The sequence below is a fragment of the Aliiglaciecola sp. 3_MG-2023 genome (genome assembly GCF_030548205.1).
In the GTDB taxonomy this organism is placed as follows: domain Bacteria; phylum Pseudomonadota; class Gammaproteobacteria; order Enterobacterales; family Alteromonadaceae; genus Aliiglaciecola.
This window is the reverse complement of the sequence record NZ_JAUORV010000017.1, coordinates 14557-28043: the sequence shown is the minus strand read 5'-3', so window position 1 is coordinate 28043 and position 13487 is coordinate 14557. Positions and strand designations below refer to the sequence as shown.

9 protein-coding genes are annotated in these 13487 nt (G+C 42.0%); 5 read left to right on the top strand and 4 right to left on the bottom strand.

The window, feature by feature from the left end; all coding sequences use genetic code 11:
- The first annotated feature begins 45 nt into the window (after positions 1 to 45).
- From Q4574_RS17450 to Q4574_RS17430, 5 genes are all read left to right on the top strand, one after another.
- Positions 46 to 915 (top strand): MBL fold metallo-hydrolase, encoded by an 870-nt coding sequence (locus Q4574_RS17450; protein ID WP_303475901.1) that lies wholly within the window; start codon positions 46 to 48, stop codon positions 913 to 915.
- Between the two features lie 9 nt (positions 916 to 924).
- A complete protein-coding gene (locus Q4574_RS17445; RefSeq protein ID WP_303475899.1) occupies positions 925 to 1320 on the top strand; it encodes a rhodanese-like domain-containing protein in 396 nt (131 codons plus the stop codon).
- 72 nt (positions 1321 to 1392) lie between these two features.
- Complete coding sequence (locus Q4574_RS17440; RefSeq protein ID WP_303475896.1) at positions 1393 to 1944, top strand: DsrE family protein; 552 nt, start codon at positions 1393 to 1395, stop codon at positions 1942 to 1944.
- Positions 1945 to 2199: 255 nt separating this feature from the next.
- Positions 2200 to 2859 carry a cytochrome c gene (locus Q4574_RS17435; protein WP_303475893.1) on the top strand — a complete coding sequence of 220 codons (660 nt, stop codon included), beginning with the start codon at positions 2200 to 2202 and terminating at the stop codon, positions 2857 to 2859.
- Positions 2852 to 3808: a c-type cytochrome gene (locus Q4574_RS17430; protein WP_303475890.1), complete on the top strand. Its 957-nt coding sequence runs from the start codon at positions 2852 to 2854 to the stop codon at positions 3806 to 3808. Before Q4574_RS17435 ends, Q4574_RS17430 begins: the two co-directional genes overlap by 8 nt.
- 247 nt (positions 3809 to 4055) lie before the next feature.
- Here Q4574_RS17430 and Q4574_RS17425 read toward each other — a convergent pair whose 3' ends face one another.
- The 4 genes from Q4574_RS17425 to Q4574_RS17410 form a co-directional block, all read right to left on the bottom strand.
- Complete coding sequence (locus Q4574_RS17425; protein ID WP_303475888.1) at positions 4056 to 4688, bottom strand: S1 family peptidase; 633 nt, start codon at positions 4686 to 4688, stop codon at positions 4056 to 4058.
- 17 nt (positions 4689 to 4705) lie between these two features.
- Complete coding sequence (locus Q4574_RS17420; RefSeq protein WP_303475886.1) at positions 4706 to 5665, bottom strand: hypothetical protein; 960 nt, start codon at positions 5663 to 5665, stop codon at positions 4706 to 4708.
- A gap of 596 nt (positions 5666 to 6261) precedes the next feature.
- Complete coding sequence (locus tag Q4574_RS17415; protein ID WP_303475884.1) at positions 6262 to 10044, bottom strand: VCBS domain-containing protein; 3783 nt, start codon at positions 10042 to 10044, stop codon at positions 6262 to 6264.
- A 94-nt stretch (positions 10045 to 10138) separates the two neighbouring features.
- Positions 10139 to 13174: a TonB-dependent receptor gene (locus tag Q4574_RS17410; protein WP_303475882.1), complete on the bottom strand. Its 3036-nt coding sequence runs from the start codon at positions 13172 to 13174 to the stop codon at positions 10139 to 10141.
- Positions 13175 to 13487: the final 313 nt, after the last annotated feature.

Sequence of the window (13487 nt, the reverse complement as noted above, 5' to 3'; positions counted from 1 at the left end):
ACGACGTCGCTGTTCTTTTTCAATTGTAGTTATAGGAGAATGATTATGTCTAATCAATTTCATGTTGAGTCCTTTTTAGATAATGACAGTGAAACCTTCACTTATGTAGTTAGTGATCCTACAACACGTAAAGCCGTTGTTATCGATCCCGTTCTCGATTTCGAGTACAGCGCGGGTCGTGTTCACACAACTAGCGCTGAAGCTATCGCCAAGTATATTGATGAAGCTAAATTGAACGTTGAATGGGTATTAGAAACGCATGCACATGCCGACCATTTATCAGCAGCTCCATTTTTCAAGGCCAAATATAATGCCTCTATAGGTATTGGTAAGCACATTACAAAAGTTCAAAAAACCTTTAAGGCCTTATTTAACCTTGAGAAAGAATTCCTGCCTAACGGAGCACAGTTTGATCGACTTTTTGACGAAGGTGACGAACTTAACGTTGGTAGTCTGACATTCAAAATAATGCATGTTCCTGGTCATACCCCAGCTGATATTGCTTACCTGTTGAATAATCAATGTGTCTTTGTTGGCGATACTATGTTTATGCCTGATGTAGGAACTGCACGTTGTGACTTTCCTGGCGGTGATGCCGCCACACTTTACGATTCGATCCAACGGATACTTGCACTTCCCAAAGACACAATAATTTACGTTTGTCACGACTATCCAACTGAGCTTAGAACACATGAATGCGCTGTAACGGTTGCTGAGCAAAGAGAATTTAACATTCACGTAAAAGCGGGTAACTCTAAGGCTGATTTTATTGAAATGCGAGAATCAAGAGATGCGACTTTAAGCATGCCTCGCCTTATTCTCCCGTCAATTCAAGTGAACGTAAGAGCAGGCAGCTTACCGCCACCTGAGACCAATGAAGTGCGGTATTTGAAAATACCAATCAACCAACTGTGAGGTTTGTCTATGAAATCGGCACAACAATATATTAATGAAGTTAGAGCAGAGATTGATGAAATATCAGTCGAAAATTTACATACTTTATTATCACAAACTGAATTGATTTTAATTGACGTAAGAGAGCATGAAGAATTCATCGCGGGACATATTTTAGGGGCGGTAAACTTTCCTCGTGGAGTATTAGAAAACAAATTATGTGATCATCCTGCTGTTTCACATCATTGTGACAGTTCACTTGCACTTGATGATTTGTCTCAACGCAATATATATTTAATTTGTAGAAGTGGTGGCCGCTCAGCTTTAGCCGCCCGTTCATTGGAAAATATGGGGCACTCAAGCGTATTATCCGTTGCTGGGGGGATGATTGCTTGGGAAAAGAGTCAATTCCCAACAGTTATTTAGTAAATTAATTTTTTGCGCCTATTTTACCAAGTTAACTTGGTATCTATTATTTGAAATTTCAAAGGAAACACTATGTTGAAGAAGTTAAGTTGGATCTATGTATGGAGTATGGCCATATCAGCGATAATATCGACCCATGCTCTGGCTGGACCCGAGTCGTTTGGCCCGGGGTCGGTGATTACAGGTTATGGTGATATTGCAAAAGTAGCTGATATGATCCCAATATCACCTGATGCAACATTTAATGTAGCTTTTGATATTACGGCCCAAGCCGAGCCTGGGGAAGTTAATCGCAGTCTTAATAGTTTAGCGCGGTTCATTAATATGCATGTTGGCAATGGTGTGAAATTAGAAAACATCCATTTAGCTGCCGTTATTCATAGTAAAGCGACCTACGATTTATTAAATAACATTGCCTATCAAAAAAAATTCCAAAAAGACAATATCAATGTAGACTTAATTCGCCAGTTATTGGCGAATAATACACAAATATTCCTATGTGGTCAGGCATCTACAAAGATGGGGATAACTAAAGATCAATTAGTGCCAGGAATCAAAATTACTTTATCTGCAATGACGGCGCACGCCTTATTGCAACAGCAAGGTTACACTTTGAATCCGTAACTAATTATAGGAACCCAAACTGTTGATAAAGATGTGTTATTAACTAATTTCCCTTATTCCATAGGTTATTTTTTAATAAGCTAGTGAGTCTATTATTGAGTCAGAATTTTCGTCTGACTCAATAGTAAGAAATAGCTAACTTATAAGCGCCTAAGTATTTTTTATTGGCGTATTTTAAATACTATCGAACACTGCGCTATGCTAGTGTTTTTATATTATTGTCGATGGTTTTCATTTAAATTTAAGGCTGTGTAATTGAAGGTTTTAAGCATAATTGCTCTCTCCCTTTTCTGTTTATTTAGTGCCGTAAGTTATGCTGATGCAGATTCCGGGGCCGCTATCGCTAACGTTGGTGATGGCAGTGGCGCGCCATGTGCTGCTTGTCATGGGATGCAAGGAGAAGGGAATCAAATGGCTGGTTTCCCTCGTCTGGCCGGTTTGAGTCAAGGCTACCTAGTTAAACAGTTAAATGATTATATCGAAGGGCGACGCATCAGCCAGATAATGGCTCCTAATGTGAATGATCTCACCTCAGAACAGGTAGAAGAAGTTGCCACTTATTATGCTAATTTACCGGTGACTAAGAGTGAAGCTTTAACTGTTGATCCTTCTGGGATTGGGAAAATCTTAGTGGAAAGCGGTGATTGGCATAATTATTTACCACCCTGTGCCAGTTGTCATGGTGTCGATAGTGCTGGTGTCGGTGCTGTTTTTCCGGCGCTTGCTGGTCAACATGCAACGTACATAATGCAGCAGTTACAAGATTGGAAAACAGGGACACGCAATAATGATCCCCTTGGTTTAATGTCAAACATAGCCAAACGATTAAGTGACGAACAAATTCAAGCGGTTGCGCATTATCTGACTAGCTTAGAGCCTAAAGCAACCAAAGCTAAGAGTAGTATTAATGACTAGCGTAAAATCACTCATTATTAATGGGTTATTCTTAATGTTTTGTTGCAGCGGTGCGTTTGCGGCACAAACGTCAGTTTCTGGTGTGATACTCCCAGACGCGAAACCTGGCCAATATATACATAACCCTCCCACGATTGAATCATTGATAAAGAATAAAAAAATAAATCCCGAACTTAAGAAAGTTATTCTAAAGGGATATGATATTTTTATGAATACCCAACAATTTCGCGGGAAGTATGTATTTAACCAGTTAAGTTGTAAAAGTTGTCATATGGGGGAAGGTGGATTAGCCTGGTCTGCTCCAGTTTGGCCAGCGGCAACGACTTTACCTGACTTTCGGGGGAAAAATGGCCATGTTAATTCGATAGAGGAGAGGATTGCCGGGTGTTTTTCTTATTCACTTAACGGCATCCCTCCTGCTTATGATAGTGCTGATATGCTGTCTTTAGTTGCATACCATTCTTGGTTGGCGACGGGCGCACCTATGTATGAGAATAATATTGGGGGGCGAGGTTTTAGCTCTCTTGGCAAAACCAAACCTGTATTTTTGAATGATGCTGTTGGTGAAAAGCTATACCAGGCTAAATGTGCAATGTGTCACGGTGACAATGGTCAGGGGATTGAGCAAAATGAACGGCTCGTATTTCCACCGTTGTGGGGTAACGGTTCTTATAATTGGGGGGCCGGTATGTCACGTGTTTTCACCGCAGCATCCTTTATAAAAAACAATATGCCTTTAGGTTTACCTGGTAGTTTGAGCGATGAAGAAGCATGGCAACTTGCTTGGTTTATCAATGGTCACGAACGGCCTCAAGATCCTCGTTTTACAGGGAGCGTTGAAAATACTCGAGAAGGTTTCTATAACTTCCATCAACATACTCGTTATGGGACGGTATTAAATGGTGTGCTGTTGGGCGATCATCAAAATAGCGGAGAGAAACCAAACTAGTTAACGATAATTTGCTAGCTTCTGCTCTTAGCAAGCCGCGTTTATTCGTATTCCTATGTTTCTCTTTGCATTAGTTAACATCCAACTGGTACCTCTGAGCTAGGTTCACGATGAAAATCTGGGCGATGATTGACTAACAACTTGTTGTGTTGTTTTCAATGCAGGCGTAGTTCTAATTCAGGACGACTCAGGTTGGTATCCATGTTCATCGCAAACTTATATGTGTTGGCAATGTAAACAGTTAGACTTAATTTACTGGATTTCCGATTTGGTTGTGTATCCAACTTGAGAAAATATCTACCCGATTAAAAAAGGATATATTGCCTGTTTCGTTGCAACGCCGTCCAGAATGCCAAGAGGCAATTGCTACTAGAGTGTGGTGTTCGTCTATTAAAGGTACACCAGAGTCCCCCTTGCAAGTAATGTTTGATGTAAGTATCAGCTTATTTTCTATTTGAAGCGGAGTGATTTTAAGAAAGTGAACCCTTTGGCTATCGATTAAAGCTACCGTTAAGGGAGCTTTTAGACGTTTTACATGTTGGCTTAATGGGAGCCATTTCTCTAACTTTGTATTCAATTGTAAAAGTGCAATGTCCCTGCCTTGAATGTCACCTAAGTGGCGATATCGATTATATGGAGTAATTACTTTTTTTATCTTGATACTCTTTCCGTCCACCCCTTTAACAAACAATGTTTTTTTTTCGAATGTTTGGAATTGCCCTGGTAATTGTACACAATGCCAGGGCGTAATGAGCCAGTGTTCTTCCACTGCCACAGCGACACAAGTGGGCTGGTTAGACACATGCAAGCGATACCACCAGTGCGGCTTGCTATCAGTAGCTGAAACTGACGTCATGCTGACAATAACGAGTGCCAGCATGAGAGCTATCACATGATTCAAGGGCAAGTCGTTCTTGAGACGTTGTTTCCAGGGCCATTGCCTGTTTCTCTGGTTCCTGACACATCGGGGTCGGACACTCTTCCCTGACCACACATTGCGTAAGCATCTAAAATGGGGGCATCACAATTTCCATAACAAAAAATAGCACTCTCGGCAAAATCTTCACCCACTGTGGGTGGCGCCACAATAATGATACCGAATGGGTCGTATATTGCAGTCATTAATCTCCCCGACAAATCTAGCACACTGGATGGTAGTGCTCCCCACGTTGTGAATCTTGCATTGACCCCATGCCTGACGTAATCACCAAACCACCAGGTCTTATTCCAAAATGTGTGATGTAGAACACATACAGGCGTACCAGCAAATTCACGACCACAATGGTCTAATTGGGTTGGTGCTGTTAATTTTCCAACAGGTTCCAGATAACTTGCGTACCCTTCGTCACATTTACCATCAGGATCGATGCACATTTCTTTTCCTGCTACTAAAATGGTGCCTTTCGGCCCACCCACAAATGCCAAAATAGGATCATTAATCAAGTAATTCATAGCTATTTTAGGATCATAGAAATAGCTGGCTCCTTCCCACAAATACGTGCCAGATAGTCCCTTCTCCTTGTTTTCAGGATCGTAACTAAAATGCTTTTTCATAAAATCCATCAGAGCAACTTCATCCGTAAAAACTCTTGATTCTCGTTCAAAAGGAAAAAATACCTTATCTCCTTTTGAGTCAATATAAAGGGTGAAATTTATGCCCTTGTTAAAAACTGGGGTGATGAGGGTCAGGTTTTCCGTTTTTACCGTATCTATATAGGTGGGTTCGTTAAAACTGCTTTCAGCAATAATTTTATCGACTGCGAATTCAGTGCGCCCAGTTTCAACGTGGGCAAATGCACTGTTGCTGAATAAAAAGGTTGTAACTAAAAGACAACATCCATAGGTGAGAGTTTTCATCTCGTATCTCCTTCCATTTTTTTCTTGAGATAATTTGAAGTACTTCCGTTTAATGCCGCTTACATCAAAGCTTTGTTGATTCACAATATCAGCTTGCTAGCATCCATTTAAATATAGGATAAGGTAAATTAATAATCCAAGGAGAGTGCTGAAGGTTTTGATAAGTCTTTCAACTAACTCCCAATTTAATTGATAATAAAATTTGGATGATTACCTTATTTTTTCGAAGATGAATTTAATTACTATATAAAGTTAAATTTAAGAGGCTGCTACACTGAATAAATTTTCCAGTCTGCTTTCATCCAAAAGTAGTTCAATGAGTGAAAGTGTAAGGAGGACAGCAAAGTGAGGTCAGAAAATTGCACCCAGAAGAGAATAGAGGGCGCAATATAGGTCGTGTTAGTAATTTTGCGGCTCTAAAATATATTACTTAGCAGAGTGCCATCAGGCGACTTATTTAGAATAGGCTAGTGATAACTTGGGAATATAAGGCAGCGACACAAGGATTTTCGTAGCTAAATAAAAAAGACCGACGGGGTGAGCCGTCGGTCTCTTAAGTGATTAAAGTTCGGGTGGAGGTTATCCACCCTTATAACTTATCTTTCTCCAACTACCACTTCAAATGAGTTGCTATTATATGGCGTATTGGCTTCGACAATAGCACCTGCTATCGGTGCGGTATCAGCAGTATCTGCATTGGGATCTAAGGAGTTACCTACGGTGTAGGTTTCAAAATCGTCACTAAATACTTCAACTTCTGAACCTGAGTCTGATGAATACAACTTAACGTCATCAACAATCAAACCAAAGGCCGTTACATCGCTGGTACCGCCAATTCTGAAGAATACAGTTTGTACCCCATCTTTTACCGCTGAAAGGTCGGCACTGGGTGAAGAGAATTCACCTTCGAACGCGACTGTTCCGTCGATTGTTACGGTGACCAATGGGGCGACTGTATCGCTTGCAGCGGTTGCATCCCAAGATATTTCGAAATCAATATCTTGGCCTTCTGCAAATCCAGCCGTTGATCCGCCACCACTAGAAGAACCATCAGCGCGCAGGTCATAATCATCGCCACTAATATCTAATGAGATATATGCTATTGCGTTACTGGTACTAGTACTAGAACCGAATATTGCTATTTGCGCATCTTCCGACGGGTCTTCAGCTTTAGCACCGGCTTCTCTTTGTACTGTGGCTGTCATTCTGCCTTTTACAATGGCATCATCCGGCTTATATCTTAATTCTCCCGCATCTTCAGTCGAGGAATCAGTAATAATTGCATACTGACTATTTTCTTCTGTGCTTCCCGTCTCCACAACAAAAGCTTCAAATGAGTTGCTATTGTATGGGGTGTTGGCTTCAACAATTGCATCTGCAATAGGTGCAGTATCTGCAGTATCTGCATTGGGATCTAAGGAGTTACCCACTGTATAGGATTCAAAATCGTCACTAAATACTTCAACTTCTGATCCTGTGTCTGATGAATACAACTTAACGTCATCAACAATCAAACCAAAGGCCGTTACATCACTGGTACCGCCAATTCTGAAGAATACAGTTTGTACCCCATCTTTTACCGCTGAAAGGTCAGCACTGGGTGAAGAAAATTCACCTTCGAACGCGACTGTTCCGTCGATTGTTACGGTGACCAATGGGGCGACTGTATCGCTTGCAGCGGTTGCATCCCAAGATATTTCGAAATCGATATCTTGGCCTTCTGCAAATCCAGCAGTAGAACCGCCACCACTAGAAGAACCATCAGCGCGCAGGTCATAATCATCGCCACTAATATCTAATGAAATATATGCTATTGCGTTACTGGTACTAGTACTAGAACCGAATATTGCAATTTGCGCATCTTCCGACGGGTCTTCTGCTTTAGCGCCTGCTTCTCTGTGTACCGTTGCAGTCATTCTACCTTTTACAATGGCATCATCAGGTTTAAATCTTAACTCGCCCGCATCTTCCGTGGAAGAATCAGTGATTCTTGCGGCTTTGTCTGACCCTGTATCAACTACTATGGTGCCGTTAATAGTGATAACCAATTCTGCCGTTGTTCCGTCGACAGATTCAATGGTGATTGTGTCGGTTTCACGTTCGCCTACTTCAAGGGCTGCGATTGTTGGATCGGCAGTATCAAGGGTATAAGTCCAAGAACCGTCTTCTAGTATTGTTAGCAAGCCATATGTGCCTGTAATCGTGGATTCAACGATAAAGGCTTCACCGGCATCTGGATCAATTACACTAACAGTACCTGTTAACGGTACAGAAGTATCACTTGCAACTGTTGCAGTTAAATCGAAGAAAGCTGCAGGTGTGGGTTCCGCAGAGCCATCGCCAATGTCAAAAACCGCAACTTCCGAGTAAATAGCTAAACCGTAAAGACTACTATCACCATCTAAAGTTTCGCCTATATCATAACTTTCGAAATCATCTTCAAAGACACTTTCGGTGCCATCTGTATCGGAATAAATCGCAATATTGTCAACATAGAATGAACCAAAAGGTATGGTTCTGTCGTTATCACCAAATCTAAATTGGATAACTTGTACGCCGTCAGCAAACCATTGGTCTAAATCTGTGAAGTCTGTATCAACAACGGCTGCTGTTGAGAACGAGCCACCTCCAATAACTTCACCGTCTATAGTGACTGTTAGTTGTTCTGTTGCGTCTAAATCCCAGGCTATTTCTACATCATAAAACTGCTCTTCAACGAAGGGAGCGGTAATCATAATCCCTGGGTAAGCGTCGCTGTCGGTGTTACGCACTAAGAAACGAGGATCTATCGGATTTCCGTCTGCATCAGTTTGACTGCCTTGAATACGTAAATCGATTAGTGATTCACTAGAACTACCTGAAGAGCCGTAAAGCGTAATATAGGCATCTTTGTTGTTGCCATCACTACCTAGGGCGACTTCTTTAGAAAATGAGGCACTAAGTTTACCTTGACGCAAGTTATCGACGCCAAATCTAATTTCACCAGTATCATCACCGGTGTCAGAAATCTGAACCACTTGAGTTAGGGCTGCGATACGAACATCAATGTCAGCTGTGGTACCATCTATTGTTGAAATAGTAACAATGTCGTTGACGGAGTTACCTACTTCAAGACTAGCCACTGTGTCATTTGCAGTGTCGACTGAATAAGACCATTCACCGCCTGCGGTAATACTGAAAGTACCATAATCAAGCACGACATCTGTTTGCTCGATGAAAGCATCTTCTTCAAAGTTTGGATCTGTGACAGTAGCGGATGCTGTAAACGTGTCCGTTTCTGTATTTTGCACAGTCGCACTTAGCACTCCACCTATTATTGCGGTAACGGGATCATTATTGTAGCCAATTGCTGCACCAATTACGTCAAGTAGGCTTACGTCAACGTCACCTGCAACTTCTGAAGTAGATTGCAGGTTGGTTTGTGCCATTTCAAATGCATCTAAGGTAGCATCAGAATAGGTACCGTCTGCGATGTCGGTAACGAGGTCGGCTAAAATTGCAGCTAAATCTTTATCCCCATCGTCAGCATCTAGCTGTGACAAAAGGGCTAATACCGAACCGTATCTGTCGGCATTTTCTGCTCCATCTGCTCCAAGGGCTTCAACGCCAACTGTGGTAGGAGCAATCTCAGTGACATCAAAGCGAATGCCAAAACGGGCATTAATCCCTTCAACAACTGTCGCAAAATCATTTAAATTAGAACCTGCGGATTGAACAGCCATTTCAGTCAAAGGAGAGACAACATAGGTTGGTGGTGGTTGCACATCGCCATTCTCATCAATTGTGCTTTCAACTACATCCACCACAGATCTAAGCATAGGCGCATCTAAGGTTTCACCTGTAGATTCGTCAGTATAAGTACCACCAGTACATGATATCAGTCCGTTGCCTTCGAAATGCACATCCGCAAAAGTCACTTCACCTGTATCTGTAGTCGTCGCAGTTGCTTGCGCAGGAGAAACTGCTGCTCCGCTATCATCTAGTGCATAAATGTCACAACTTGCTCCATTTACGGGCCCCTTAACGACGTTAGCTGTTACATTGAGTGTCGGGTTGATCGTGGGAGTGGATGCACCCACTCCTTCGGTGAAACCTGCATTATCAGTATAATTAGCAGACACCGAGACAACCGTGCCTTCGTCGGCTTCGGTAATAGTGTATGTGTCGCCTGTCACGCCTGTTGACCAAGCATAAGTGATTGGACTTTCAATTCCATCGGCATCAGTAACCGTTGCTGTTAGTGTAGCGCCGGCGAAAAATTCGCTACCGGAGATTGCGACACTTCCGCGAGTATTGCCATCCAACTCAGCCTTATCATCATCAGTACAGCCTACTAAGGCTGTCATGACGACGAGGGGTATAAGTTTTTTCTTAAACATGCTTTCTACTCCTGAAAATTATTCTTTTATTTCGCATAGCTAGCAAACAAAATTGGTAGTTTCCATGTGTATCCTAACTATGCATTGTGCGTGATTAATATTTAAAGCTAATACCTGCGAACAAACGAGGACCGTAGTCATTCACTTCACCCGTATTACCGATGGTGAAGAAATCTTGAGACTTAGGTTCACTGAACAAGTTAATTGCGGATACTTTTACACGGAAATGTTTATTGATTTTATAAGATGCACGCGCTTCCCAAACTCCAGCTTCATCAACAAAGCGAAGTCTGGTGCCGTTACTTGTATATGGCTGGAAGTACTCGCTACGATACTTGTAGATTAGAGCGGTATCGAAGTCACCGATTTGGTAATAGACTTGCCCGCTGAATACATGTTCTGAGAATCCTGGAACGTTACCAGGCTCTACAATGCCTTCTTTTAGTTGAGTGGTTACACCGTCTAGATCTGTAACGAAAGTATCTCCGTAAAGGCTATCTTCAAACTCGTAGTCTGAGTCTGCATAGTTGTAGCCTATTTTAACCCCTAATCCATTATCCCAGCGATATGCCAACGACATTTCTAAACCGAATAAGTCACTGCTTGTATCAGTGGTTACTGAGTTGGTAATGGGTAATCCAACTTCAACTCCATCTATGGTGAAGCTCTCTAATTCTGTTTGTTGCTGGAAGCCACCATTAAATTGTTTGTAATAGAAACCGAACGCAACGATTGAGTCTTCATTAGGATACCACTCAACTGCTACATCGTAGTTCCATGACATGAGAGGTTTAGTGCTTGGATTACCAGACCCATTTACCCCTGTTAATAATTCTTCCCGTGAAGTTGCTTCAGCTTGGTCGTCGGTTTCGATTGTGCGGTCATAACTTAAATCCGCAGGATCGGCGCGAGACATACCACGATAAACCCCTGCTCTAAATAGAATGTCTTCGCTATAGTCGACTACCAAGTTGAAACTAGGTAGCACCTCAGTGTAATCACTTTCTGAAACCGCGCGTTCAATATCACCTGCTACTGAAGAGCTCCATAAATCAGTTAACGGATCTTGCGTAAACACATAGCCTTGTCTAAAGCCGACAGATGTGACTTCAGTTTTTACAACACGAACACCGAAGTTACCTCGGATGAACTTACCCAACATTTCGGTATCATAGCTAGCCATAACGTATGCAGCTGAGGTTTTCTCAGTTACGTCAATTGTACCTTGATTTTCATACTCTACATCTGGATAACCAAACGCCACCCCACCAGAAGCAGCCACTGCTTGTGAGAAGCATACGTTGTCATAGGTGGCCCATGAAGAGCCAGTGCCACTGCTATTAACATTACCGTCGCTGTCTACGTTGGTAACAAGATCACCGTCAGATACGCCTGATAAGAAGCCTGATTCAGGAAAGTCAATTTGACAACTTTCAAGCACATCGATTGGGTTCGTTACGGTTTCATCTAAGTTAACCTCGGTTCTAGAACCGTTACCGTTACTTCCACCGTATTGAACAAAAGAAAGTTCAGATACGCGTAATCCACCTTGAATACTGGTGAAGGCTCCGTCTTCTAATGCATAATCGAAGTCAAGTCTAGCTGAAGTAATTTCATTATCCCGAACGTTTTCACGGTCAAGACGGGTGCGTAAACTATCTGTAAAATTAGAAATATCAGTTACATCGAAGTTGGTGACCGTAAAGTTCGGTATTTGTTCACCCATATCCCAAGAAATGAATGGACGACCCGCAGTTCTGCCGCGGTTGGATATTTGTAATTCCTCACGCTTGGTTTGCGAATATGAAATATCGCCACGAATGGTGAGATTGTCATTTACATAATGTTCGACATTTAAACCATATCCACGGTAGTTTTCTTCTCGAGAAAATTGCTCTCCCGCAGATTCAATGCGTTCTTCTCCTTCCCAGTGTAAAATACCGCCAACACTGTTAGTAATTAAATTCTCTCCGGTTACGCCAGGCGTAACACGTTTCTGTAAGAAGATTAAATCGTGACGTGCTTCTGCTTGGGTGCGATCAGAAATTTGTGCGTCGAAATTGATATCCCAAGCTTCATTTGGTTGAAATTGTAACCCTAAAAACAAAGCATCCCTTTCATCAGATGTTTCGTTTTGACGGAAACTACGGCTTGAGCCAGTCCACGCATATGGGGTACCGTAATCGATTGCTCTGCCGGTCTCAGGATCGATTTCAGAATTGTAACCTTGGTTACTACTTCCACTAACTTGGTCTTCACAGTCGCCAGCAGCGCCGCGGAAAAATCCTTCATTCGTATTTGTTGGATCATTTAAACAAGCCCATAACGATGAACCTGAAGGACTAGAGCTACGATATTCAGCTTCTGGTTGACTGATGTCTTGACGTTGCCAACCCACAGTTATACCTACTGCAGCTCCGTTATCAAAGTCGAACTGGTCAACATAACTTATTGTACCTCGGTAGCCCAAATCGCCTTGGAGTGAGTTCTCGACGTCAGCTTGATCTGGGTTATAGTTAAGTTTCGCTTCAGCTTGAAAACGTTGTTTGCCGTAATCTAGTGGTTTAAGTGTTTCTAGGGTTATAACACCGGCAACACCACCCTCTATCATAGAGGCGTCTTGGGTTTTATAGATAGCCACTTTTTTCATTAGCTCTGATGGGAACTGGGAGAAGTTAACTGAACGGTCACCACTACCATTTGTCGCCTCACGACCATTTATGTGCGTGGCGCTTAAAAAGGGACCTAAACCACGAATCGTAATTTCAGTGGCTCCACCATTCTCACGGTGAGATGCTGCACCTGTAATCGACTCTAATGCTTCACCAATTGAAAGTGCTGGTAAATCGCCTATATCTTCAGCAGATAACCCGTCTACAACAGTCGTTGCTTCACGTTTTATTGCAATTTGGTCTTGAATTGTTTTTCGGGTACCAACGACATTGATAACTTCGACGTTGTCTGCATTGTTTTCATCTTCAGTAGGTGAATTTTGTGCGGTTGCTGAAAACGCAAATGAGCCAGCTACAGAAGCAAAAATTGCAGCCTTAACCCATTTTGCGGCGGGGGTAAGTGTAAAAAGCTCTTTTTGATAGACTAATTTGGTGTTGTTCCCTGATATCAACGACATATCGAGTTCTCCGTTGGTTTTTAATGCGGACATATGGTCGCGGTTCGCTTGTTAAGATGATGTTACCTTATTGTTACATGGTAATATACTCAATGAAAACCAATATATCAACCAATCGATATAAATTATATTACCAAACTCGTAAGTGATTGTATTACCAACTTCATTACCATTTTGCGTGAATGTTGTTTACCAAACTTGCTTAAATAAATAGAGGAGGGTGTACACTAACTAAGCACAATCTCTTCTCTTATTCAGGACATCCATACTAAGAATTTTATAAATAGCCTTAATGAGTAGATCCTTAACGAGA

What these genes read in the sequence shown, in the direction of transcription:
- Q4574_RS17450 (WP_303475901.1), top strand. Translation starts at nt 46, where the DNA reads ATGTCTAATCAATTTCATGTTGAGTCCTTTTTAGATAATGACAGTGAA.
- Q4574_RS17445 (WP_303475899.1), top strand. Translation starts at nt 925, where the DNA reads ATGAAATCGGCACAACAATATATTAATGAAGTTAGAGCAGAGATTGAT.
- Q4574_RS17440 (WP_303475896.1), top strand. Translation starts at nt 1,393, where the DNA reads ATGTTGAAGAAGTTAAGTTGGATCTATGTATGGAGTATGGCCATATCA.
- Q4574_RS17430 (WP_303475890.1), top strand. Translation starts at nt 2,852, where the DNA reads ATGACTAGCGTAAAATCACTCATTATTAATGGGTTATTCTTAATGTTT.
- Q4574_RS17425 (WP_303475888.1), bottom strand. Translation starts at nt 4,688, where the DNA reads ATGCTGGCACTCGTTATTGTCAGCATGACGTCAGTTTCAGCTACTGAT.
- Q4574_RS17420 (WP_303475886.1), bottom strand. Translation starts at nt 5,665, where the DNA reads ATGAAAACTCTCACCTATGGATGTTGTCTTTTAGTTACAACCTTTTTA.
- Q4574_RS17415 (WP_303475884.1), bottom strand. Translation starts at nt 10,044, where the DNA reads ATGTTTAAGAAAAAACTTATACCCCTCGTCGTCATGACAGCCTTAGTA.
- Q4574_RS17410 (WP_303475882.1), bottom strand. Translation starts at nt 13,174, where the DNA reads ATGTCGTTGATATCAGGGAACAACACCAAATTAGTCTATCAAAAAGAG.